This is a genomic window from Mycobacterium deserti (assembly GCF_025345615.1).
In the GTDB taxonomy this organism is placed as follows: domain Bacteria; phylum Actinomycetota; class Actinomycetes; order Mycobacteriales; family Mycobacteriaceae; genus Mycobacterium; species Mycobacterium deserti.
Map to the genome: position 1 here is coordinate 104,094 of NZ_JAODWD010000003.1, position 23,959 is coordinate 128,052.

The window sequence follows — 23,959 nt, forward strand, 5'->3', positions numbered from 1 at the left end:
CGTGCCTCTCAAGGCTGGTGCGGGAGCAACTTGATCATCAGACCGTTGGCCTCGGATAGTACGTTGCCGTCCATGTCGGTCATCGTCGCCCTCACGAACAGCTTGCGGCCCTCGACCGAGTCGATCCACGCCCGAGACGACAACGGCTCGTCGGTGGGCGTGATCCTGCGGTAGTCGACATGCAGGTAGGCCGTACGACTGTCGGGACGGCCGGCAGCCGACACGACCATCCCGAAGTGCCAGTCGTAGAACAGCGGAAGCACTCCGCCGTGCACCGCGCCGTTGCCTCCGACGTGAAAACGGCTGAAGTGCCCACGCATGGTGACCTCGTCGGCGCGGGTCTCGGCCACCTGCCACGGCGGCATGAGCGGATGTCCGTTGCCGGGTAGCTCGAGGACGCGGCCGGCCGGTGCCACACCCGCGCTCGCCCGGTGCTCCTCGAGACGTGTGCACACGTCCTCGATCGCCGCGGCGGCGTCGTTCCACAGCGTCACGCCGGGGTCGGTCGACACGGCGATGTCCTGCAGCCGTCGCATCGCCGACATGAAGCGGCCCATCTCCGGCGGCGCCGATGTCGGCTGGACCCGGGCGAACTCGCGGATGTCGTCGTCGGTGTCGGTCACGGTCGGTTCCAAATCCTGATCAGCTCGTCGGTGGTGGTGATCGTCGCCAGCAGCGACAGCGTGTTGTCGATGATCGCGTCCGCGTAGTCGGCGGGAATGCCCGCCACCGCGTCGCGGGGGACGACGACGCGGTAAGCGGCGTTGACGGCGTCCATCACGAGGTTGGTTATCGCGACGTTGACCGATACGCCAACGGCCACGATCGTCGACACCCCGAGGTTGCGCAGCACGGCGTCGAGGTCGGTGCCGCCCATCGGCCCGATCCCGTGCCACCGTCGCAAGACCACGTCGGAGGGTTCGGGTCCGAGCTCCGGCAGCAGCTCGGCGCCGGGCGTCCCTGGGGCGATCACGACGTTGCCACCGATCGCGAAGATCTTGGCGTTGTGGTTGGCGCCGAGGCCGTCGGGTCGCTTCTGCACCAGGCAGTGCACAACGGTCACACCGGCGCTGCGGGCGAAGGGAAGCAGCCGCCCGATGTTCGGGACGGCTTCCCGCCGTGCCTCTTCGGCCAGCACGGCCAGTCCTGCGTTCGGGCCGACGACGGCGCCCTGACACTCCTGCGTGACGATCGCGGTGTGGCCGGGTGCCGCGATCTCGCTGAGGTCGGGAGTCATACCGATGTGGGCACCTCGTAGAATTGCGTCGCCCACTTACGCATGGCCATATACGGTTTCGCGTCCACCTTCGACAGCGCCGGGTTCTCGATGTACTCCTGATAGCGCCAGATGTTGAGATCCTCCCAGACGGTGCCGAGGTACTGCCGCTCGACCTGATCGCGCACTTCTTGCGGCGGAACGTCGGAGGTGTCGCCGGGCAGTCGGGGCCACCAGATCGAGTAGAACATGTCGGAGTAGCCGTCTTCGACCGGCGTGCAGGCGAAGATCAGCCGGTGGTTCGAGGATCCCTCGAATGCGCTGATCGCGAAGCCGAGGCCGGAGAAATGGCTGTGAATCCGCAGCGCCATCTTATTCGGGTCGTCACTGCGCGCGTCGGGCCAACCCGTCAGGAAGCGCCATTCCTCGTCGACGGCCGCCCAGTCCAGGCACACCGGGGTGACGGTCGCGCCATGGACGTAGTGGAAATGCGCGCTGTCGGGACCGTTTTCGGCGACGATCTGCGGATGCACCGGCTCGTGTTCGGCGCGGCTCGAGAACTCGGGGTACGGCCGGTAGTAGGCGTCCGGCTCGGTGGGGAACTGCGGAAACTTGTCGAACAGGTCCGGCATCTCCCACTGCGGCTCCCTGCCGTCGGGCTGATGCCAGGCGAACACACATCCGTGCTGTTCGACCACCGGGTACACGCGCAGTCGCAACGCCTTGTTGGGCCGCTCCGGTTGATAGGGGATGTAGCGATTGGTCCCGTCGGGTCCCCACCGCCAGCCGTGAAACGGGCACTCGACGCAGTCGCCGACGACCTTGCCGCCATGGCCGATGTGCGCGCCGAGATGGCGGCAATGGCCGGAGAGCAGATGCAGCTCACCCGCCTCATCGCGATAGGCGACCAGGTCCTCGCCGAAGTACCGCAGCGGCCGGACCTCGCCATCGGCGAATTCGGCCGACCAGCCGATCATGAACCACCCGGTGACCTTCCAGGTGAACGGGACCTTCACTCGGCTGCCTCCCTGACGCGTTCGCCGAATGTGACGTCTTGGCGGCTTTTTCGCCGATCTGCCGCCCTGGCGTTACAACGGACAATACTGTAATGGCTACAGTAGCAGCCTATACGTGAGCCGCTCCTGCGCCGGAGAAAGAGTGACGACGTGACCACAGCAGCCTCAGAGCGCTTCGATGCGATTGTCGTCGGGGCGGGCTTTTCCGGCCTCTACGCACTGCACCGGCTCCGCGAGCTCGGCGTGCGCACAGTGGTGTTGGAGAAGGCCGAGAACGTCGGCGGTACTTGGCTGTTCAACAGATACCCGGGTGCGCGCTGTGACATCGAGAGCATCGAATACTCCTACAGCTTCTCTGACGAGATCCAGCAGGATTGGGTGTGGACCGAGACCATGCCCGCTCAGCCCGAGATCGAGGCGTATCTCAACTTCGTCGCCGACCGGCTTGACCTTCGCCGCGACATCCGCTTCGACACGAACGTCGTGTCGATGACGTTCGACGAGGGCGCCGCCGAATGGGTCGTCACAACGGAGGCGGGGGAGTCACTGGTCGCCTCGTACGTGGTCGCCGCGTCCGGAATCCTGTCGGTGCCGCTCGAGCCGGACATCGCCGGCATGGACACCTTCACCGGCACGTCGTTGTTCACCAGTCGCTGGCCGAAAGAGGGCATCGATTTGGCGGACAAGTGCGTCGGCGTGATCGGCACCGGATCGACCGGTGTGCAGCTGATCCCGGTGGTGGCGCGACAGGCAGGCCACCTCACGGTGTTCCAACGATCACCGGCTTACACGCTGCCGTGGAAGGTCCGCGCCTTCGAAGCGGGCGAGCTCGACGAGCTGAAGGCCAACTACGCCGAAATCCGGGCGGCGCAACGTGCGCACGCAGTCGGGGCGGCGAGGCTGAGCGCATTCTCGGTGATGTTCGAGATGATCACGAAGCCGCCGTTGAAATCCGCGTCGCGCGAAGACCAGTTGCGCGCGATCGAGGCAGAGGGTGTCATGGGCGCGCTGAGTTGGGGCGACGTCTTCTTCGATATCGAGGCCAATCGGATGGCGGCCAAACTGTACGGCGAGGCGGTGGCCCGCATCGTGAAAGACCCCGAGACGGCCGCCTCGTTGACGCCGAGCCATCCCTTCGGTTGCAAGCGTCCGATCATCGACCAGGGCTATTACGAGACGTTCAACCGCGACAACGTAACGCTGGTCGATCTGCGCAAGGATCCGATCGTCGGGGTCACCCCGACAGGAATTCAGACGTCGCAGAAACAGCACGAACTCGACGTCATCGTCTACGCCACCGGATTCGACGCAATGACCGGCGCGTTGACCCGCATCGACATCCGTGGCCGCGACAACGCATCACTGGCAGACTTCTGGGCCTCGCAGGGGCCGTACACCTACCTCGGGATCGCTGTCGCGGGGTTTCCCAACCTGTTCATCGTGCAGGCACCCGGAAGCCCGTCGGCCGCAACGAATTTCGTGGCAGCACTGGAGCAGCACGTGGAGTGGATCAGCGACTGTGTCACGTATCTGCGTGACCACGGGTACCGCACTATCGAGGCGTTGCCCGACGCACAGGATGAGTGGATCGAGCACACGACCGCACTCGTCGAGCCCACCGTGCTGGTCCATCCGACGTGTAAGTCCTGGTACAACGGTGGCAATGTCCCCGGCAAGAAACGGATGTACATGGGATACACGGCGGGCATTCCCGAGTACCGGCGACGCTGTGACGAGGTCGCGGCCACCGGCTACCGCGGGTTCAAGCTCGCATGAGACTGGCAGAACGTGCATGGCGCATCGGTAGCGACTTCGCCGGGGTGGTGCCGCGGGCGCACGCGGCGGTCTCGGAGTCCGATGACTGGTCGTTGTCGCTCCGCGGAGCGCGCCAGCTCGGGGAGGTCGTGCTCGACGAGTTGGCCTTGACCGGCTTCACGTTGACGTCGGCGCCACCGAAGCTGGAGCGCTCGGCGGCCTCGTGCGCCGCGGCGGCCGAGGAACTGTCGCGGCTCGGGGTGGCGGGTGCCAATCTCGAGCCGGATCCGTTGCGGGTCAAGTCTGTTCGGCACCGTCGATTCCAACGCCTGCGCTACGAGCAGCTGACCTTCGAGCACGATCCGCACCTCCCGCAGACGCTGGCCGCCGAGGGGTTCGGCGGTTCAGCGACCGCCGTGGTGCACCTGTGCAGGCACGGCGACGAGCGGCGCCCCTGGCTGGTGTGGGTACACGGAGCGGGTCAAGGGCAACCGATCGATCTCTTGTTCTCCCGCGCGCGGCGCCTGCAGGAGGAACTCGGATACAACATCGCGCTGCCGGTGCAGCCGGGCAGTGGGGTCCGGCGCGCGGCGTGGCCGACATATCCGGACATGGACCCCTTGAACAACGCCGCGGGCATGCTGCGCGTCGTCTCCGAGGCTCGGGCGCTGGTGCGGTGGCTGCGCCCGCAGGCGACGGCGCTGGCGGTGTCCGGGGTTTCGATGGGCAGCCCTGTCGCAGGGCTTGTTTCGCATCTGGAAGATGTCGACGCCGTTTCGGTGTACACCCCGATCTTCGGGCTCAACGCCATGATCGCCGCGCACCTGGACCGCTGGGGCCCGTCGGTGCGCGACACCATCGCGCTGTTGCGGTCAGAGGCGGTGGAACAGGTGATGTCGGCCGTCGACTACCAGTCCGTGGTACCGACGCCGCCGCTGCAGCGACGGTTGATCGTCGGCGCATGGCACGACCGGATGGCGATGCGCGAACCCGCCCAGGTGCTCCATGACCGTTGGGGTGGTCAGTTGTACTGGCACCGGGGCAGTCATGTGGGGCATCTGTTCGCCCGCGGTGTGCAGGCGGAATCGGAACGGTTTCTGCGCGCCGTGAGCCGACAGGCGAGCCAACGGTGAGCGCCGGCACGGCGGCGGTGCCAGGCGGCGTTGACGAACTCGACCCGCACTGGCTCACCGAAGCGCTTCGCAGCGAGGCGGGCATCGACACCGCGACAGTGACCCGGATCCACTGTGAGCAGATCGCGATGGACAGCGGCTTCTCGTCGCTGCTGTACCGGCTGCACCTCAGCGGCGACGATGTGCCGTCGACGGTGATCGCGAAGCTGCCAGCGCAGTCCGAGGCCCGCGGTGCCATGGACCTGCTCGGCGGCTACCGGCGTGAGGTGGCCTTCTACCGTGACATCGCCGGGCATGCGCCGATGGACACCCCGCGGGTGTACACCGCCAGGATTGCCGACAACGGCGTCGACTTCGTGCTGCTGCTCGAGGATCTGGCCCAGTGGGACAACGCCGATCATCTGGCCGGACTGTCGATGAACCGGGCGCGGACCTGCATCGAGCAGCTGGCCGGACTGCACGCGTGGTCCGAGAATCGCGCCAGTTCGGTTGCACTCGAACCATTTCCGAGCATCGATACACCGATCGCCCGTGACCTCTTGTTGCCGGCATTCGAGCCCGGATGGCAGATCTACCGCGAGCACACCTCGGCGACGGTGCCCGATGCGATCTCGGCGTTCGCCGAGCGCTTCGCCGAGCGCGCCGTCGAAGCACTGCCCGTCCTGACCGAACGCGACATGTTGCTGCACGGCGACATCAGGGCAGACAACCTGTTCTTCGTGGGCGACCGCATGAAGGTGGTGGACTTCCAGTTCGCCGCGCGCGGTGCAGGCGCCGCCGACGTGGCCTACCTCGTCACCCAGGGCCTGCCCGTCGACGCGCGTGAAGGCCACGACGAGGCGCTGGTCCGCGAATACCTCGACCACGTGGCCAGACACGGCGTCGACGACTACGGATTCGACGACGCGTGGCGGCACTACCGGTTCGCGGCCGTCTACCTCATGGTGCTGCCTGTCATCACACTCAACGGATGGGATGCGCTGCCGGAGCGGTCGAAACGCCTGTGTCTGACACTCACCGACCGGGCGGTCGCCGCGATCGACGCCACCGGCGCCCTGGAGGTGTTCTCATGACGCGGTCCGCGCGCGAGGTGGTCGAGCTGTACAACCTGGTCGTGTGGAACGAGCGCGATTTCGCGCTGGCCGATGAGCTGCTGGGCGAGACGGTCATCCGTCACGAGGTGGGGGAGGCCACGGTGCTCACCCACGAGCAGGCGGTGAATCGAGTCGTCGACCACTGGAACATGTTCGAGTCGATTCGCTTCGACCTGCAAGTGGTGGTCGCGGGTGACGACGGCGAACACGTCGCGATCGTGTACCAGTCACCGATGACGCTGACGGATGGAACCGAAACCACCATCGGCAGCATGGAGATCTTTCGCGTCGTAGATGGCAGGATCACCGAGGTCTGGAATTGCGGCTACAAGCAAGGGGTTTGGCGATGACCACGCGGGTGCTCAACGAGCTCGGCTATTACCTGTTGGCCGGTGCCGGTGGTGAGGGGCCGGCGACCCTGATGGACGAGGCCCGCCGCGGCGAGGAACTCGGTTTCGGCACCGCGTTCATCTCCGAACGGTGGAACGTCAAGGAGGCGTCCTCGCTCGTCGGCGCCGCATGCGCGGTGACCAGTCGGATGCAGATCGCTACCGCGGCAACCAATCACAACACTCGCCATCCCCTGATCACCGGCTCTTGGGCCACCACCATGCACCGATTGTCGGGTGGGCGGTTCACACTGGGCATCGGACGCGGCATCGGCGCGATCTACGGCGCCTTCGGGATCCCTCCGGTGACCACCGCCCAGATGGAGGATTTCGCCGGTGTCATGCGGCGCCTCTGGCAGGGCGAATTGATCTTCAACCACGACGGGCCGATCGGCAAGTACCAGGTCTTGTTCCTCGACCCGGACTTCAAGGAGCACATCCGGCTGGCCATTGTCGCGTTCGGCCCGCAGACACTGGCGCTAGGCGGGCGCGCGTTCGACGACGTCATCCTGCACACGTACTTCACCCCTGAGACGCTCGGGCGAGCGGTCAAGACCGTCAAGGACGCCGCCGAACAGGCCGGCCGCGACCCGGCCAGCGTGCGGGTCTGGTCCTGCTTCGCCACGGTCGGCGACCACTTGCCCGAAGAGCTACGGCTCAAGAAGACCGTCGCCCGGCTGGCGACGTATCTGCAGGGTTACGGAGATCTGTTGGTCAGTACGAACGGGTGGGATCCCGCTGTGCTGCAGCAGTTCCGCGACGACGCAGTGGTGCAGTCGATCGGTGGCGGCATCGACCACAAGGCGACAGCGGAGCAGATCGAACACATTGCCACCCTGATACCGCACGAGTGGCTGGCGCCGGCGGCCACCGGGTCACCGCAGCAGTGCGCCGAGCGGGTGCGCAAGGAGTTCGAGTACGGCGCGGACGCGGTGATCATGCACGGCGCGACGCCCGACGAACTGGAACCGGTCGTCGCCGCCTACCGCGCCACCGAGTGATTTCGGCGCGCAAACGGTCGCTGAGCGAATGTTTGCGCGCCGAAATCGCGGGGGGTTAGGGCGTGATGACGGTGCGAGATACGGGTTCTGCGACGGCCTGACGACTGTAGACGGCCCGCTGTAGCGCCGAGAGCAGCGCATTGCGGGTCTCTTGCGGATGGATGAGGTCGTCGAATCCGAGGTGGCCGGCCGACCGGAACGATGCCTCGACCTCGGCCTTGCGCAGCTTGGCCTCCAGATCCTCGGCGGCGTGCGACGCCTTGCTGAGCGCGGCGGCGCTCATCGCGCCCATGGTCGCGCCCGGATAGGCGAACGTCGCGCTCTGATCGTCGAATCCCAACAGCGACATGACCATCGAGCCGAATCCGTAGGCCTTGCGCAGCGTCACGTGCAGCTTGATCGTCGTCGCGGCGGTCTGGGCGGCGAACATCCGTGCGCCGCTGCGCAGCACGCCACTCTTCTCCGAGCGGCTTCCGGGCAGCATGCCGGGGTTGTCGGCGAGGAACACGATCGGCAGGTGGAACGAGTCGGCCACCGTGATGAAATGCGCTGCCTTGTCGGCGGCGTCGGCGTCGATCGATCCGGCGATCACCTGTGGTTGGTTGGCGACGACCGCTACGGGATACCCGCCCAGATGTGCCAGCGCGCAGATGATCGCGGGTCCGAACTTCGGTTGCACCTCGAACCAGTCCGTGTCGTCGAAGACCACATCGAGCACCCGCCGGATGTCGTAGACGCGCCGGTTGCCGCGCGGGACGATGTCGAGCAATTCGGGCGTCGACCGTGGCTCACTTGCCTGGCCAGCGGGCCGCGACGCCGGGTACGACCAGGCGCTGGCGGGAAAGTACGACAGGTATCGACGGATGTCGTCGAGCACCGACTCGTCGTCGTCGGCGACGTTGTGGATCACGCCGCTGGCGAGCGCGACACCGGGCCCCCCGAGGTCCTCCTTCGAGATGTCCTCGCCTGTGGACTCTTTCACCACCGGCGGGCCTGCGGTGAAGATCGCGCCCTGGCGGCTCATGATCGTCCAGTCGCACACCGGGGCGACAAGCGCGCCATGGCCGGCCGACGGTCCCAGCAGACCCGCGATCGTCGGGATCTTGCCCGAACACCGTGCCTGCGCGAGCAAGTCGGTCGGGGTGCGGCCGTAGTGCTCACCGCTGGGCCGGAATCCGGCACCCTCGAGCAGCATGACGAGCGGGACTTTGTCGCGTAACGCCAACTCCGCCAGCCGGTACCGTTTGGCGTTGCCGCCGGGCCCGATGCTACCGGCCAGGGTGGTGAAGTCTTCGGCGCCGACCATGACGGGCTTGCCGTCGATCTGACCCGAACCTGCGACGATTCCGTCGGCCGCGATGTCACCGCCGACCAGCGTGCCGAATTCCCGGAAGCTGCCTGTGTCGAGGAGGTGTTCGAGACGGGCGCGGGCGTCCAGCTTGCCTTTGCCGTGGTGCTTGGCGAGTCGCTCAGGACCGCCCATCGCCTGCGTGTGCCGGCGTCGACGGGTCAGCTCGTCGAGCGTGTCCGACCAATCCTCGGCTTTGGTCATGCGCACCCTCCTGCCATCCGACGGCATCGTCGCACCCGGCGTGCGTCGTTGACCATACTGAATTGCTTACTGTAGCGTCTACGACCATGGTGAGCGGCGGCGGCCTCAAGGTCGACGGGGCCGTTTCGAGCCGTCTCGCCGACGTTGCCGGCGCCGCGATTTCGCTGGAGCGCCGGGGTTATGACTGCTGCTGGACCGCTGAGGTCAACCACGATCCGTTCCTGCCGCTGGCCCTGGCCGCCGAGCACACGACGCGGATCGAGATCGGGACCAGCATCGCCGTCGCCTTCGCGCGCAACCCGATGACGGTCGCCAATGTCGGGTGGGATCTGCAGGATTACTCGAAGGGCCGGTTCCTCCTGGGGCTCGGATCGCAGGTGCAGGCGCATGTCGAGAAGCGGTTCAGCATGCCCTGGGGGCGCCCAGTGGCTCGGATGCGCGAATTCGTGGTCGCGGTGCGCGAGATCTGGGGCTGCTGGCAGAACGGCACGACGCTGAGTTTCGAGGGCGACTTCTACACCCACCGGCTGATGACGCCGATGTTCACCCCCGAACCCCATCCGTACGGCATGCCCAAGGTGTTCATCGCCGCGGTTGGCGACGCGATGACCGAACTGTGCGGTGAGGTCGCCGACGGAATGTTGGCGCACGCATTCACCACCAAGCGGTACTTCGAGCAAGTCACCATTCCGGCGCTGGCCCGCGGCATGGCAAAATCCGGCCGGGCGCGCAGCGAATTAGCCTTGTCAGCACCGATTTTCGTGGTGACCGGCGACGACGAATCCGCGCTGTCCGCCGCTGCCGCCGGTACCCGCAAGCAGATAGCGTTCTACGGCTCGACTCCCGCGTATCGCAGAGTTCTCGAACTGCACGGCTGGGGCGAACTGCACACCGAACTGCACCGGCTCAGCCGACTGGGGGAGTGGGACACCATGGGCTCGCTGATCGACGACGATGTTCTGGGCGAGTTCGCCGTCGTCGCGCCACTTTCCGAGATCGCCGAGAAGATCAGGGACCGATGCGACGGCGTGATCGACCGCGTGCTGGTGGGCTTTCCACCGTCGGTCACCGAGGAGGCCGTCATCAAGGTGCTTGAACAACTGCGTGAGGAGTGGAGATGAGCACTCGAATCATCGACCAGGCGGCAAACGTGTTCGCCGATCCTTCGGCCTATGCCGACGAGGCGAAGCTACACGCCGCGTTGGCCCATCTGCGCGCCAACGCACCGGTGTCGTGGGTCGACGTACCCGGCTACCGGCCGTTCTGGGCGATCACCAAGCACGCCGACGTCATGGAGATCGAACGCGCCAACACATTGTTCACCAATTCGCCCCGGCCGGTGCTGGCGACGATGGAGGGCGACGATCAGCAGGCCGCCATTGGTGTCAAGACTCTGATCCACATGGACGATCCGGAGCATCGCGCAGTGCGGGCGATCGGGGCCGACTGGTTCCGCCCGAAGGCCATGCGCGCACTGAAGATTCGCATTGATGAGCTGGCAAGGCGCTACGTCGACCAGATGGTGGCGGCCGGACCCGAATGCGACTTCGTTCAAGAGGTTGCGGTGAACTACCCCCTCTACGTCATCATGTCGATGCTGGGCATGCCCGAATCGGACTTCCCGCTGATGCTGAAGTACACGCAGGAACTGTTCGGCAGTGACGATGCCGAAATGCAGCGCAGCGCTTCCCTGGAGGAGTCGATGGCTGTCCTTCTGGAGATGTTCGCCTACTTCAACGACATGACGGCGTCGCGGCGCGCCACCCCTACCGAAGACCTGGCTTCCGCCATCGCGAACGCCACTATCGACGGCGAGCCGCTGTCCGACATCGATACCGTGTCGTACTACCTGATCATTGCGACCGCCGGTCACGACACGACCAGTGCAGTGATCTCCGGCGGCCTGCATGCGCTGATCGAGAACCCCGATCAGCGGGAGCGGTTGCGCGCCAACATGGATCTGATGTCGTTGGCCACCGAGGAGATGATCCGGTGGGTGACACCGGTGAAGGAGTTCATGCGTACGGCACGTGCCGACACCACGATTCGCGGCGTCCCGATCGCCGAAGGCGAGTCGGTGCTGCTGTCATACGCGTCGTCGAATCGTGACGAAGACGTCTTCGGCGATCCGTTCCGCTTCGACGTCGGTCGTAGCCCCAACAAGCACAACGCCTTCGGCTACGGCGTGCACTTCTGTCTCGGTGCGGCGCTGGCGCGGATGGAGGTCAACAGCTTCTTCTCAGAGCTCGTGCCGCGGCTGGAGTCGATCGAGTTGACCGGCGACCCCGAACACATCGCCACCATCTTCGTCGGCGGGCTCAAGCACCTACCGATCCGCTACTCGCTGACGGGTTAGCAGCAGCGCGGATTCGGGCCGGACTCCGTCGTGCTGTGGCGCATCCTCCAGTATTCGCGTTCAGAGATCACCGGCTCATCGGGATGGGTGAGCCGTCGATGCTCGGCGTAACGCCGGTAATGGTTGTCACCCATCAATGTGCCCCAGTACCAACCGATCTGTGCGGCGGTTTGGCGTGCCCTGACGATAAAGCGTCCCATTGCTTCTCCACCTCCCGTTCCACCTTGGTCGGGATGAGTCCGGACGGGGCGAAGATCCGCGACGGCAGTTCCTCGTCCTCGGTCGATGGGGGAGCGGTGCCGCGCAGTGCTCGGATCGCCATGACAACCCCGGCGGCGAACACGATGACCACCAGCACCGCGAACAGAATCGACAGCGAGCCTTGGATGAAGGTGTTGCGCACGATCTTGTCGACGTCGTCGGGCGTCTTGGCCGTCAGGCAGAGCTTGCCGGCTGCCTGCGCGGACTCACAGAGGCTGTGCTGCGTCCAGTAGCCGACCTTCGAGTCGGCGGAGAAGATCTTCTGCCACGACGCGGTCAGCGTCACGACCAGGTCCCACATCAGCGGAATCCCCGGTACCCAGGCCCATTTCAGGTAGCCCTTCTTGATCACGACGACCGTGACGACGGTCAGCGCGATCGCGGCCAGCAACTGATTGGCGATGCCGAACAGCGGGAACAGCGTGTTGATGCCGCCCAACGGATCGGTGACGCCCATGATCAGGATGGAGCCCCAAGCTGCGACGACGAGTACGCTGCAGATCCACGCGCCCACACGCCAACTCGGGTCCTTCAGCTTGCGCAGTGGACCGCCGAGATTGCTCAACCCGTCCGACAACATGAAGCGGGCGACCCGCGTGCCCGCGTCGACAGTCGTCAAGATGAACAACGCCTCGAACATGATCGCGAAGTGGTACCAGAAGGCCTTCAGGGCATCCCCGCCGAAGACGTCGGAGAGCACCTCTGACATTCCGAACGCCAGCGTCGGCGCGCCACCGGTACGGGAGACGATCGAGTCTTCACCCACACTCTCCGCCGCGCCGCTGATCTCCTCCGCGGTGATCGGTGGCCCCGACAGCCCCAGGCCGTTGACGTAGTCCGCGGCGGTCTGCGCCGTGCCTCCCGTCGAACCGGTCGGCGCGTTCATCGCAAAGTACAGATGCTGGTTGAGGATCGCGGCGGTGATGAGCGCCATGATCGCGACGAACGACTCGGTGAGCATGCCGCCGTAGCCGATCAGCCGCATCTGGCTTTCCTTCTCCAGCAGCTTCGGCGTGGTGCCCGACGAGATCAGTGCGTGGAACCCTGACAGCGCGCCGCACGCGATCGTGATGAACAGGAACGGGAACAGCGAACCGGCGAACACGGGTCCGGTGCCGCTGGCGGCGAAGTTCGAAATCGCGGGCGCCTCCATGATGGGTCGGGCGAGCAGGATTCCGAGCGCGAGCAACGCGATGGTGCCGACCTTCATGAACGTCGACAAATAGTCTCGCGGCGCCAGCAGCAACCAGACCGGCAGCACGGAAGCGGCCAGCCCGTAGATGATTATGCACCAGGACAGGGTCACCTTCGACAGCGTGAACCAGTTGGTGCCCCAATCGGTTTCGGCGACCCAGCCGCCCGCGGCGACCGCGAACAGCAGTAGTACGACGCCGATGAGCGAAACCTCGGAGACGCGCCCCGGCCGCAGGAACTGCAGGTAAAGCCCCATGAAGATGGCGATCGGGATGGTCATCGCGATCGAGAACACACCCCAGGGGCTCTCGGCCAGGGCGCCCACCACCACCAGCGCGAGCACCGCCAGCAGGATGACCATGATGGCGAGGACGCCGACGATCGCGGCGGCACCGCCGACCGCGCCGAGTTCGTCGCGCGCCATCTGGCCCAGCGAACGGCCGCGCCGCCGCGTCGAGATCGACAGCACCAAGAAGTCCTGAACGCAGCCGGCGAACACCGCGCCGATGATGATCCAGATGGTGCCGGGCAAAAAGCCCATTTGCATGGCCAGCACCGGGCCGACGAGCGGGCCCGCGCCGGCGATCGCCGCGAAGTGGTGCCCGAACAACACCCGCCGGTCCGTCGGCATGTAGTCCGTGCCGTTCTCGAAAATCTCCGCGGGCGTGGCGTTGTCGTCGCGCGGTTTGACGATGTTCATCTCGATAAGCCGCGCGTAGAACCGGAAGCCGATCACGTATGTGCAAATGGCGGCGATGACGAACCACACTGCGTTGACGGTCTCACCGCGGAAGAACGCGATGACGGCCCAGGCAGTCGCCCCCAGCAGCGCGATGATCGCGAAGACGATCTTGTGTCTGGTGGTGATCGGGGAGCGGTCGATGACCGCTACCGGCGGCAAGTCCTTGTCGGTGCGTATGTACGTGACGTCGCCGTTGACTTCCTCGATCCGGTCGGACGCGGCGGTAGGAGTGGCCATGCTCAGATCCTTCCATCGGCCACTTGGGCCACGTGCCGAAACGGCGGCTTTAGCCGCCGCGCTCGTAGATTGCGCGGACCGTATCGATGGTGTCCGCTTCGGCCGGGCTCTTGTCGTCGCGGTAGCGCACGACTCGGGCGAATCGCAGAGCCATCCCGCCCGGATAGCGCGACGAAGTTTGCACGCCGTCGATCGCGATCTCCACGACCTGCTCGGGCCGGACCTTGATGGCGTAGCCATCGGTGGGGCCGCTGCCCGATGTCGCCGCCGGTGGTTCGTCGGCGAGCTCCATGAATCGCGCTGTCTGCCATTCGAGCATCGCGTCCGTCATGCCCTTGAACGTCTTGCCGAGCATGACGAAGCCGCCCGTCTGCGGATCGCGGGCGCCGAGATGGATATTCGACAGCTTGCCGGTGCGCCGGCCCGAGCCCCACTCGACGCCGAGCACCACGAGGTCCAACGTATGGACGGGCTTGACCTTCAGCCAGCCCGCGCCGCGGCGGCCGGCTTCGTACGTCGCGCTCAGCGACTTCGCCATCACGCCCTCGTGACCGGCGTCGAGCGTGGCGTCCAGGAAGCGTTGTGCCGCTTCGGCATCGTCGGTGATGAGCCGGTCGACGCGGTGAACCTTCGGCACGATGGCGTCGAGCGCCGCGAGCCGCTCGGCAGTGGGCTGGTCGAGCAGGTCGGTGCCGTCAAGATGGAGAAGGTCGAACACGAACACCGACAGCGGATGCGAGGCCCTGGCCGCGGGGATGTCGACGGAGCGGCCGAACCGCGATCCGGTGACCTGGAATCGGTGCGGTCTGCCGTCGGGGCGCAGCGCGATGGCCTCGGCGTCGGCGATCAGTTCGGTGACGGGTAACGCCAACGTTGCCTCGACCACCTCGGGCAGCCGTCCGGTGACGTCGTCGAGGCTGCGCGTGTACACCGATACGGTGTCGCCCGCACGGTGAATCTGTACCCGCGCACCATCGAGCTTGGCTTCGAACGCTGCTGTGCCACTGAGTCGTTCGAGCGCCTCGGCGACACCGGTTGCGGTCTGAGCGAGCATGGGCCCGACGGGCCGGCCGACGGTCAGGGTGAACTCTTCGAGCGCAGCCTGCCCGCCGGTCAACGCCGCGGCCGCGACGGCGGGCAGTGCGCCGCCGAGCATGGCCGCGCGTCGTACGACGGTGGCGGGCACCCCTGCGGCCTTGGCGACCGCGTCGGCCATCACGCCGACGAGCGCGCCCTGCCGCAGCTCACCGCCGAGCAGCCGACGCAAGAAGGTCTGCTCGGATTCGGTGGCCGCGGCGAAGAGCGCCGCGACGAGTTCGGCCCGTCGCGCCTGCGACCCCTTGCCCGCGACGGCGCCGATCTCGCTGAAGCGGGCGTCGACCTCCAGGACGGTCAGCGACGGTTCGGCGGCGGGGCCGGGCAGCGACCGCAACGCCGCCCAGCCGACACCGATCTGGCGCTGCGGGAGCTCACCGGAAAGCCACGACACGACAACCGCCGCCAACGTCGGGTTGTCACCCGCGCGGCGCAGCAGATCAGCGATTCTGGCGATCTTGGCCAGCCGCGCGGACGTCGCACCGACGTCAGCCGATGCCGTAGCAACGTCGATGAGCTGCACCGCCTCAGCCTTGCATGCCGGTCAGACATCTCCGAGGAGGTCGGTGAGCACGGTCGCCTCTGCCCGCAGCGCGGCGGCGCGTTCGGGGTGCCCGGCTGCGGTGAACTGTTCGGCGGCGCTGAGCCGCTCGTCGACCTCGGTTCGCAGCAGGGTTCGAATCTGCTCGTCGGAGAGTTCGCGACGGGCCACTTCGGCGGCGCCCAGACCGACGACGCCGCCCGCGATGGCCTCGCTCGACGGTGCGTCGACGCCGACGCCGTCGGGCGTTTCGGCGTTGTCGATGGCGCTCAGCGCCGACCGCAACGCCGCGACTCGAGTGGTGTCGCGGTCCTTGCGCGCGGTCAGCAGCGCGCCGCGCAGTGTCGTTCGCCAGTTCTGTGCAGCAGTCACGGCACGCCAACCTAGGCGCGAACGTGCGCGTTTTCCGACGCGTCGGCGTCACGTCAGGTCACCGAGAATGACACGCTGTGCCAGCCGGTGGCGCCGTCGGGGACGGGGTCGGCCAACTCCGAGGTCTGCACCGCGCCGGTGTTGTCGGTGGCCCGAACGGTGATCGTGTGCGGCCCTGTGCTTGCGGCCCGCCACGGGAAGCTCCACAGCCGCCAGGTGTCGTTGGAGTAGCTCGCGCCGAGGTCGGCGCGCTGCCAGTCGCCCTGCGAGTCCGGGCTGTCGATGCGCACCTCGACCGAGCGCACGCCGCGGTTCTGCGCCCACGCCACACCGCCGAACGTCACCTGGCCAGACGTCACATCCTGACCGCTGCGCGGTACGTCGACGCGGGACTGGGTCTTGATGGGTCCACGCGGCGACCAGCCCAGCCGAGTCCAGTACGCCTCGGCGCGATCAAAGCGAGTCACTTCGAGGTCGACGACCCACTTGGTGGCCGACACGTAGCCGTACAGCCCGGGCACCACGAGCCGGGCGGGATAGCCGTGCTCGGTGGGCAGCGGCTGGCCGTTCATGCCGACCGCGAGCAGGGAATCGCGGTCATCGGACAGTGCGTCGACCGGCGTGCCCGCGGTGAATCCGTCGATCGACTTCGACAGCACCATGTCGGCATCGGCCTGGATTCCCGCCTCGGCCAGCAGATCCCGTACCCGGTAGCCGGTCCAGGTGGCGTTACCGATGAGGTCACCGCCGACGGGATTGGATACGCAGGCCAGCGTCACGACCTTCTCGACGACGTCGAACCGCTCGAGATCTGCGAAGCGGTAGGTGATCTCGCGGTCGACCATGCCGTGAATCCGCAGTTGCCACTGCTCGCGACTCAGTTGCGGCACCGACAAAGCGGTGTCGATGCGATAGAAGTCGGCGTTGCTCGTCACGAACGACGGCAGCGCAACGCCTTGAGGTTGCACCGTTGCAGGCACCGGTGGCGCGGCGACGTCGGCCCTCGGCAGCGCGAACGCGCTCCGGTCGCCCGACACCGAGGACCGCGCCCGCGACAGCACACCGCCGCCTACTCCGAGGATCGCGCCGCCGGCGAGGAATCCCAGCGTCACCAACGACAGCCGTCTACCGCGGTCGGGGCCGTCGTCTGACACCGGCGTGGCGTCGGTCCACCGTCCCGATGTGAGCAAGCGGAGCACCGCGACGCCGCAAACGGTCCCTACCACCACCGGCACGATGTCGAGCACGTTCGCACCGGACCGGGACAGCACGGCGGCGCATCCCGCGACTCCGGCGACGACAATCGCGATGCTGCCGATCGGAAAGCGCCGAGTCTCGAAGGCCGCGGTGGCTGCGGCGACGAGGGCGATCACCACCAGCACGAGAATCGACAACACCAGCTTGTCGGCCATCGCGAAGGTCTGAATCGCCCACTCTTTGACCGGGCCGGGCGTCAGATCGATAACCGCCGATCCGGCCGCAGTGCGGGCATCGGAGCGAGGTCCGACGAAGACAGCGAGCAGTTGCGTGACCCCGACGGCGACGGCCGCAGCCGCGACGCCACCCATCGCTCTCGTGCCACGCGCGATCATGCCGCCAAAGTACTCACGTACCGACCCGAAAGCCTTACCGAACGATGACGTCAGCTAAGTTGCTTTACGATTCGACCACTTTTTGGAAAGGCAGCTGAATGGAGATCGACGGCAAGAAGGCCATCATCGTCGGCGGCGCATCGGGCTTCGGGAAGGCGACGGCCGAACTGTTGGCCACGCGCGGCGCGAGCGTGACGATCCTGGACCGCCCGCAGTCGAAGGGCAAGGATGTGGCCGACGCGGTCGGCGGTTCCTTCCTCGAGGTGGACGTCACCGACTTCGACGGCACCGAGAAGGTGCTGCAGCAGGCGATCGACGGCCTGGGCGGACTGCACATCATCGTGACGACCGCGGGCGGCGGCGTCGCCGAGCGCACAGTCAAGAAGGACGGCCCACACAGCCTGGAGTCGTTCCGCAAGTGCATCGATCTCAATCTCATTGCCACCTTCAACATCAGCAGGCTGGCCGGTTGGCAGATGAGCAAGCAGGACCTCGTCGATGACGAGCAGGAAGAGCGTGGCGTCATCATCAACACGGCGTCCATCGCCGCGTTCGAGGGCCAAATCGGGCAGGTCGCCTACACCGCGTCCAAGGCCGCGATCGCAGGAATGTGCCTGACGATGGCACGCGATATGGGCAGCCTCGGCATCCGCGCGCTGGCGATCGCGCCGAGCCTGTTCGCCACCGGCCTGACCGAAGGTATTCCTGACGAATTCGCTGCGGCGCTGACCAAGGATGCGGCGTTCCCGAAGCGGCTGGGCAAGCCGGAGGAGTACGCCAAGCTGGTCGCTGCGATCGTCGAGAACCCGATGCTCAACGGTCAGTGCCTGCGGCTAGACGCCGGCCAGCGCTTCGCCCCCAAGTAGTCGCGATTCAGGCGCGCCAACGATCGCCAAGCGACCGTTGGCGCGCCGAGGTCGCAAGTTCACGCCGGCCGCGGCACCGCCGCGAGGCTTGATTGACCGATCCAGGTGGGCAATGCGTGACGTACGTCGCGAGAGGCGTCGATGGCGACCGACCCGTCCAACACTGCCCGCTGCCAGGACTGGTCTCCTCGCCAGATTTGGCTCAGCGTTCGCAAGCTGGTCGAAACCGTCGCAGCCACTTCGTATCCGGGATCGAAGTCGCAAACCTGTGCGTCACCGTCGGCGACCATCAGCCACCACGACGACGCCTTCGGCGGCGCACCCGACAACCGGAACGCCACGACGGTGCGCGCCCGTGGCCACTGCTCGAGCGGAATCGTGCGGCGGATATCCCACATCAACACGCTGGGGTCGAGATCTTTCTCGACGAGATCGCTCATCCAGCGAACACTCCACGTTCCGAGCGCTTCGACCACGCTGACAAGTTCCCGCCCGCAGTCGGTCAACGTGTAGATGGTGCGGCCGTCGACTTTGGATCGCTCGACCACCCCGGCGCGGGTCAAGGTTTGCAGCCGTTTGGACAGCAGCGTCGGCGACATCTTCGGGACGCCGCGGCGTAGGTCGTTGAAGTGCGTGCTTCCCGCCAGCAACTCGCGGACCACCAGCACGGTCCACCGCTCATCAAGCAATTCCATGGCCTTGGCCACTGGACAAAACTGACCGTATCCAGACATCTGCACCCGCCTCCCCAAGGCCAGCAAACAGTATGGCCAGTACACCCCATGATCATGAAGCTGACTAGTACAGATTCAGGATCGGTATCGCTACAGATCCGTGACTAGAGCGCCGATGTCCACTCAGCCGAGCATTGCCCTCAAGCAAAAGCTCACGAAGGAGATGGACATGACCACCAGAACACCGACGGTCATCCGCTTGGCCCGCTACCTCGCAGGCCCCGCGCTTGCACTGGGCCTGGCGATCGGATCAGCCGCCGCCGCCGACGCCGTATGGGACATCGGCGGTTACGACCGTTGCATGTCCCAGGAGCCCCGTAATGGAACCAGTGAGGAGACATTGGAGTGGTGGCGGCTGTGCTGCGTCAACTCCGGTGGTGTCTGGAAGCCCGGGCCAGGAAGCGCCGGGTGTTACGCGCCGGGAGTCGATTCGCAGGGCCGCAACCCGCTGACTGGGGCGCCGACTCACGTCATGCAACCGTCGCCGCTACCGGGCCCGCCCGGAGACATCGGGCAGGCACCGGGAGGGGTCGTGACCTCGTCGCCGTAACGGAGCAGCACGGCCACGACTGAAGAACCTGCCCCCAGCACCTCACGACCACTAAACGATCACGAAGGAGCCAAACATCATGACCAACAACAACATCGACGCTCTCTCGGCGGGGCAGACTCGCCACCCAGCGCCCGACGGCGCTAAGCCTCGGAGGCTCGCGCGGCTAGCGGCCGGGGCAGTCTTAGCCGGCGCCATCGGACTCGGCGCGGGAGCCCTGACCCCAGCCGGAATCGCGAACGCCTACACGGGATCCTGCGCGGGCCCGGTCGGGGCCGGCCGGGGCCGGCAACATTTTGCAGGTGCGCGAATTCTCGCTGCAGGACGTCGGCAACGGCAGTTCGCTGGCCATCGTCGAGGCTTATGCGGCCATGTCAGAAAGTGACGCGAGGTCCTACATCGACCGTCCCGGCAAGGAGGAGGCATCTTTGCGCCTGTGGGGCGACGACGCCGAATCCGACCAGCTTCTGGCGAATTTCAATCCGGAGCGGTACTGGGCCTCGCCGTCCGGCCTAGGAATGCGTGGTTCAGTGCAGCGCGAAAATTCCGCGCTGGACGAGGACCCCGGATTCTCCACCGAAGGTCGCGGTAGCACCAGCATCACGCCGCAAGCCGACGAGTTCTACGCGACAATCCGCCTGCCCGACTTCCGCAACGGATCGACGCATCACGTCGAAACCTGCCGCCTCGCCCTCGCTTCCTGAGTGGCGGCGGCCCTTCCGACTGACGACAGTGAAAATTCCGCTACTAGATAACCGCCACCAGCAAGCGCACGATGTCAGGTATCACGCTCACCGAGGAGACGACAATGACAAACCCATCACCAACCGTCGACGTCCAGGCGGTGGCGACCAAGCACCGCGCCATGTGGGCCACGGGTGACTATCCGAGACTTGCGGCGGAACTGGTTTCTCCGCTGGGCCCCGTGCTGGTAAACGCCACCGGCATCGCAAAGGGCGATCGAGTGCTGGACGTGGCGGCCGGCACCGGCAACGCGGCGATCCCCGCCGCGGAGACCGGAGCCAGCGTCGTCGCCAGCGACCTGTGCCCGGATCTGTTGGCGGCCGGCGCTCGATTGGCCGCCGATCGCGGCGTCGATCTCGAATGGCGCGAGGCCAACGCCCATGAATTGCCCTTCGGGGACAATGAATTCGATGTGGTGATGTCGTCTATCGGCGTGATGTTCGCGCCTTTTCACCAGCTCGCTGCCGACGAGCTGGTGCGAGTCTGTAAGGCGGGCGGCAGGATCGGGCTGATCAGCTGGACACCGGAGGGTCACATCGGGAAGCTGTGGGCGGCGATGAAGCCGTACGCTCCGCCACCTCCTGCCGGCGCGCAGCCCCCGCCGCTGTGGGGTCAAGAGGATCACGTCCGCTCACTGCTGGGCGACCGCGTCACCGACGTCGTCACCGAGCGAAGGATGCTGACGGTTGACCATTTCGCCGACGGCGCAGAGTTCCGGGACTACTTCAAGGCCACCTACGGGCCGACGATCGCCGTGTACCGCAACATCGAGGGCGATCCGGACCGCGTAGCAGCGCTCGACGCGGAGATCGCCCGAGTGGGCGACAGCGTGCTGAGCGCGTCGTCGAGCATGGATTGGGAGTACCTGCTGCTGACCGCAGTCAAGGCCTGACACGATGGCTGCATGCCCGACGCCGTGCATCAGCTCCCGACCCTGTCCCCAGACGATCAGGCCGCGGTGCAGCGCTGGCTGCAGCGAGAGGGCCTGGGATCGACCGTCACCGACGTCGAGCCGCTGACCGGGGGCACTCAGAACATCGTGGTGCGGCTGCGGGTCGACGGACGCCCGATGGTGTTGCGGCGGCCGCCCGTTCACCCGCGGGCGACGAGCGACAAGACGATGCTGCGCGAGATCGCGGCCCTGCGCACCCTCGCGGGCTCTTCGGTGCCGCACCCCGGGTTCATCGCCGGCTGCGACGACCTCAGCGTGCTGGGCGTGGTGTTCTACCTGATGGAGGAGGTCGACGGCTTCAACCCCGGTGACTCGATGTCGCAGGCCTACGTGCGCGATCCGAACATGCGCCACCAGGTCGGCCTGTCGTACGCGGCGAGCCTGGCGCAGTTGGGCAACGCCGCGTGGGAGGGCAGTCCGCTCGCCGAACTCAAACGGCCGGGTTCCTTTCTCGAACGCCAGGTGCCGCAGTTCCTGCGGCTGCTCGAGAGCTACCGGCACGACAGATACGACCCGGAGTCGCTCGCCGTCACCGAACTCGCCGAGTGGCTGCAGACCAATAGGCCCCCGGACAGCGAACCCGGAATCCTGCACGGCGACCCGCATTTGAGCAATGTTCTGCTTCGCCGGGATAAGCCCGAACTTGCGGCGTTCGTCGACTGGGAGATGTGCACCATCGGCGACCCGCTGCTGGACCTCGGTTGGATGCTGATCTGCTGGCCGCTGGAGACCAACACGATCACCGCGGGTGCGGAACTGGCCGCGCTAGGTGGGCTGGCAACCCGCCGTGAATTGCTCGACGCTTACCTCGCGGCCGGCGGCCGGAATACGTCGAGCCTCGACTGGTACGTCGCGATGGCGTGCTTCAAGTTGGGTATCGTCATCGAGGGCACCTGGTCGCGGTTCCTGATCGGTCAGGCCAGTCGAGACGCCGGCGAACGCCTACATGCCAACGCGCAGAACCTGATCGACCTCGGTAGGCGGGTTGCCAAGGGCGACAGTCCTTTCGCTCTCGGTTAACCGTAGGCGTCGAGTGCGAGCTTGATGGCCAGCAGCAAGCCGCCTGCGCCGATCAGGACTTTCAGCGGGCCTGCGGGCGCGTGCCGCACGACGACGGGCCCCAGTCGCGACCCGATCAGGCATCCGAGGCCCAGCGGAATCACGGCCAGCCACTGCACCGGGGCAACGAACACGAAGATCAAGGCGGCAACACTGTTCGAGACGCCGAGCAGGACGTTCTTGCCGGCGTTGGCCCGCGGCAGGGTGGCGCCACCCGCGCGCAGAAGCAGCGCGATCAGCAGGACGCCCGCCGCCGCGCCGAAATAGCCGCCGTAGATGGAGATCGTGAAGATCGCCGCCGACTCCAGCAGCACGGTGGCGGTGTGCCGTCGGTGGCTGGCGACTCGCGCGTCGCGGTTGGGCCGTCTCGGCAGCAGGATCGCGATCGAGGCGAACCCGATCAACATCGGCACGAGCTTCTCGAAACCCTCGGCGGGCGTGGACAACAGCAACAGGGCGCCCGCCGCACCGCCAAGCGCCGCGACCGGCACGATGCGTTTGAGCCAGCGGCCCTGGCCCTTTAGTTCGGGGCGCGACCCCCATACTGACCCGATTCCGTTGAACACCACGGCGACGGTGTTGGTCACGTTGGCTGTCACAGGCGGAAGGCCGACCATCAACAGGGCGGGATACGTGGCGACCGACGCGAGCCCGGCGATGCTGCCCGCGAGTCCGCCCGCCACCCCCGCAACGGCGAGAAAGGCCGCGTCCCACCACGTCATCGACGGGCACGTTACTGCGTGAAGGGTCGCGGCGCCTCGGCAGGCGTCGCCCGGAAGGGTAAACCCTTTGCGCGTCCCGCCGTCGCACGATTAGCATCGACCCCGTGCCGAGACGACTCGTAGTAGCAACCCGCAGCGGGGTCTGATCCTGACCGACCCCTCGCTGTGGGTCGTGCTATCTCGTCGGTCGATTCTCCAAGACGTCAGAAGACCGGCACATGACCATCTCGTTCGCACCAGAATCCGCTACCAGCGCAGCTCCGCTGTCGTTCGCGGCTCACATCGACGCAGCGATGCCTCGCGGTCTGCGCAAGGAGGCCGACGCGATGTCTTTCGAAACGTTTCTTGCCGAGTACGCCCCCAGTTCGGGTCCGCTGCGGCTCGGTAACTGGACCTGCACCGACGGCGACCGCCCCGCGAGTCGGTTGGGGCCGCAGGCCCGCAACTACCAGGCCACGATCGCCGTTGGCGACCGCATCAGCACGTCGAATGCCGCGGCGGCGGGACCGATCGCGGCGTTGACGGCCATGCTCCACGAGCGCGGGATCGCCGTCGAGACAACCGCCTTCCATCAACTTCCTGCGGGCGAGGAGACGGCGACCTTCGTCCGCGGCTCGGATGGTCTGCGGTCGGAGTGGGCGGTGGGTCTTTCCAGCGACCCGACGCAGTCGGCGCTGCGCGCCGTGATCGCCTGCGCGAATCGTCTACTCGCCGCCGCCTGACATTCGCCGAAATGGATTCCGGGCGGCCAAAGCCGCCGCTTGATAGCAGGGAATTCCGTTTCGG

General features: G+C 66.5%; 24 protein-coding genes. 13 read left to right on the plus strand and 11 right to left on the minus strand.

Going from position 1 to position 23,959, the window contains the following annotated elements:
* Positions 1–8 precede the first annotated feature (8 nt).
* Genes N4S67_RS11780 through N4S67_RS11790 form a run of 3 tightly spaced genes read right to left on the minus strand, consistent with a single transcriptional unit; the run spans position 9 to position 2,232 of the window.
* On the minus strand, positions 9–623 hold the full coding sequence (locus tag N4S67_RS11780) for a PaaI family thioesterase (RefSeq protein ID WP_260993172.1): 615 nt from the start codon (positions 621–623) through the stop codon (positions 9–11).
* Positions 620–1,237 carry a cysteine hydrolase gene (locus N4S67_RS11785; protein WP_260993173.1) on the minus strand — a complete coding sequence of 206 codons (618 nt, stop codon included), beginning with the start codon at positions 1,235–1,237 and terminating at the stop codon, positions 620–622. The genes N4S67_RS11780 and N4S67_RS11785 overlap by 4 nt, the downstream gene beginning before the upstream one ends.
* Entirely contained in the window at positions 1,234–2,232 is a 999-nt protein-coding gene (locus tag N4S67_RS11790) for an aromatic ring-hydroxylating oxygenase subunit alpha (protein WP_260993174.1), read from the minus strand. The genes N4S67_RS11785 and N4S67_RS11790 overlap by 4 nt, the downstream gene beginning before the upstream one ends.
* Positions 2,233–2,382: 150 nt before the next feature.
* Between N4S67_RS11790 and N4S67_RS11795 the strand changes: the two genes are divergently transcribed.
* The 5 genes from N4S67_RS11795 to N4S67_RS11815 are packed head-to-tail and all read left to right on the plus strand — an operon-like array spanning position 2,383 to position 7,604.
* Positions 2,383–4,008, plus strand: coding sequence for a flavin-containing monooxygenase (locus N4S67_RS11795; protein ID WP_260993175.1), 1,626 nt, complete (start codon positions 2,383–2,385; stop codon positions 4,006–4,008).
* The gene (locus N4S67_RS11800) at positions 4,005–5,120 is read left to right on the plus strand and encodes an alpha/beta hydrolase (RefSeq protein ID WP_260993176.1); all 1,116 of its coding nucleotides are present in this window, start codon (positions 4,005–4,007) and stop codon (positions 5,118–5,120) included. Before N4S67_RS11795 ends, N4S67_RS11800 begins: the two co-directional genes overlap by 4 nt.
* A complete protein-coding gene (locus N4S67_RS11805; RefSeq protein ID WP_260993177.1) occupies positions 5,117–6,193 on the plus strand; it encodes an ecdysteroid 22-kinase family protein in 1,077 nt (358 codons plus the stop codon). Before N4S67_RS11800 ends, N4S67_RS11805 begins: the two co-directional genes overlap by 4 nt.
* On the plus strand, positions 6,190–6,564 hold the full coding sequence (locus N4S67_RS11810) for an ester cyclase (protein ID WP_260993178.1): 375 nt from the start codon (positions 6,190–6,192) through the stop codon (positions 6,562–6,564). The genes N4S67_RS11805 and N4S67_RS11810 overlap by 4 nt, the downstream gene beginning before the upstream one ends.
* On the plus strand, positions 6,561–7,604 hold the full coding sequence (locus N4S67_RS11815; RefSeq protein WP_260993179.1) for a TIGR03857 family LLM class F420-dependent oxidoreductase: 1,044 nt from the start codon (positions 6,561–6,563) through the stop codon (positions 7,602–7,604). The genes N4S67_RS11810 and N4S67_RS11815 overlap by 4 nt, the downstream gene beginning before the upstream one ends.
* Before the next feature lie 55 nt (positions 7,605–7,659).
* Here the strand turns inward: N4S67_RS11815 and N4S67_RS11820 are convergent, their stop codons facing one another.
* Entirely contained in the window at positions 7,660–9,156 is a 1,497-nt protein-coding gene (locus N4S67_RS11820) for an acyl-CoA carboxylase subunit beta (RefSeq protein WP_260993180.1), read from the minus strand.
* A gap of 86 nt (positions 9,157–9,242) precedes the next feature.
* Here N4S67_RS11820 and N4S67_RS11825 point away from each other — a divergent pair, with 86 nt between their 5' ends.
* Both N4S67_RS11825 and N4S67_RS11830 read left to right on the plus strand, forming a co-directional pair.
* Entirely contained in the window at positions 9,243–10,277 is a 1,035-nt protein-coding gene (locus N4S67_RS11825; protein ID WP_260993181.1) for an LLM class F420-dependent oxidoreductase, read from the plus strand.
* Positions 10,274–11,512, plus strand: a complete 1,239-nt coding sequence (locus N4S67_RS11830; RefSeq protein ID WP_260993182.1) for a cytochrome P450 — start codon at positions 10,274–10,276, stop codon at positions 11,510–11,512. Before N4S67_RS11825 ends, N4S67_RS11830 begins: the two co-directional genes overlap by 4 nt.
* Here N4S67_RS11830 and N4S67_RS11835 read toward each other — a convergent pair.
* The 5 genes from N4S67_RS11835 to N4S67_RS11855 are packed head-to-tail and all read right to left on the minus strand — an operon-like array spanning position 11,509 to position 17,546.
* On the minus strand, positions 11,509–11,712 hold the full coding sequence (locus N4S67_RS11835; RefSeq protein WP_260993183.1) for a YbdD/YjiX family protein: 204 nt from the start codon (positions 11,710–11,712) through the stop codon (positions 11,509–11,511). The genes N4S67_RS11830 and N4S67_RS11835 overlap by 4 nt on opposite strands.
* Positions 11,646–13,946, minus strand: a complete 2,301-nt coding sequence (locus N4S67_RS11840; protein ID WP_260993184.1) for a carbon starvation CstA family protein — start codon at positions 13,944–13,946, stop codon at positions 11,646–11,648. Before N4S67_RS11840 ends, N4S67_RS11835 begins: the two co-directional genes overlap by 67 nt.
* Before the next feature lie 49 nt (positions 13,947–13,995).
* Entirely contained in the window at positions 13,996–15,564 is a 1,569-nt protein-coding gene (locus N4S67_RS11845) for an ATP-dependent DNA ligase (protein WP_260993185.1), read from the minus strand.
* A 21-nt stretch (positions 15,565–15,585) separates the two neighbouring features.
* Positions 15,586–15,954, minus strand: coding sequence for a GatB/YqeY domain-containing protein (locus N4S67_RS11850; RefSeq protein ID WP_260993186.1), 369 nt, complete (start codon positions 15,952–15,954; stop codon positions 15,586–15,588).
* 53 nt (positions 15,955–16,007) lie between these two features.
* Positions 16,008–17,546, minus strand: coding sequence for a molybdopterin-dependent oxidoreductase (locus N4S67_RS11855; RefSeq protein WP_260993187.1), 1,539 nt, complete (start codon positions 17,544–17,546; stop codon positions 16,008–16,010).
* Between the two features lie 98 nt (positions 17,547–17,644).
* Between N4S67_RS11855 and N4S67_RS11860 the strand changes: the two genes are divergently transcribed.
* A complete protein-coding gene (locus tag N4S67_RS11860; RefSeq protein ID WP_260993188.1) occupies positions 17,645–18,412 on the plus strand; it encodes an SDR family NAD(P)-dependent oxidoreductase in 768 nt (255 codons plus the stop codon).
* Between the two features lie 59 nt (positions 18,413–18,471).
* Here N4S67_RS11860 and N4S67_RS11865 read toward each other — a convergent pair whose 3' ends face one another.
* On the minus strand, positions 18,472–19,146 hold the full coding sequence (locus tag N4S67_RS11865; protein WP_260993189.1) for a winged helix-turn-helix transcriptional regulator: 675 nt from the start codon (positions 19,144–19,146) through the stop codon (positions 18,472–18,474).
* Between the two features lie 169 nt (positions 19,147–19,315).
* Between N4S67_RS11865 and N4S67_RS11870 the strand changes: the two genes are divergently transcribed.
* From N4S67_RS11870 to N4S67_RS11885, 4 genes are all read left to right on the plus strand, one after another.
* Positions 19,316–19,696, plus strand: coding sequence for a hypothetical protein (locus N4S67_RS11870; protein ID WP_260993190.1), 381 nt, complete (start codon positions 19,316–19,318; stop codon positions 19,694–19,696).
* 302 nt (positions 19,697–19,998) lie between these two features.
* Complete coding sequence (locus N4S67_RS11875; protein WP_260993191.1) at positions 19,999–20,400, plus strand: hypothetical protein; 402 nt, start codon at positions 19,999–20,001, stop codon at positions 20,398–20,400.
* A gap of 104 nt (positions 20,401–20,504) precedes the next feature.
* The gene (locus tag N4S67_RS11880) at positions 20,505–21,332 is read left to right on the plus strand and encodes a class I SAM-dependent methyltransferase (RefSeq protein ID WP_260993192.1); all 828 of its coding nucleotides are present in this window, start codon (positions 20,505–20,507) and stop codon (positions 21,330–21,332) included.
* Between the two features lie 12 nt (positions 21,333–21,344).
* Positions 21,345–22,412 carry a phosphotransferase family protein gene (locus tag N4S67_RS11885; protein ID WP_260993193.1) on the plus strand — a complete coding sequence of 356 codons (1,068 nt, stop codon included), beginning with the start codon at positions 21,345–21,347 and terminating at the stop codon, positions 22,410–22,412.
* Here N4S67_RS11885 and N4S67_RS11890 read toward each other — a convergent pair.
* On the minus strand, positions 22,409–23,173 hold the full coding sequence (locus N4S67_RS11890) for a sulfite exporter TauE/SafE family protein (protein ID WP_260993194.1): 765 nt from the start codon (positions 23,171–23,173) through the stop codon (positions 22,409–22,411). The genes N4S67_RS11885 and N4S67_RS11890 overlap by 4 nt on opposite strands.
* 293 nt (positions 23,174–23,466) lie before the next feature.
* On the opposite strand from N4S67_RS11890, the gene N4S67_RS11895 reads away from it, so the two are divergent.
* On the plus strand, positions 23,467–23,895 hold the full coding sequence (locus N4S67_RS11895; RefSeq protein ID WP_390893387.1) for a homocitrate synthase: 429 nt from the start codon (positions 23,467–23,469) through the stop codon (positions 23,893–23,895).
* The last annotated feature ends 64 nt before the right edge of the window (positions 23,896–23,959 follow it).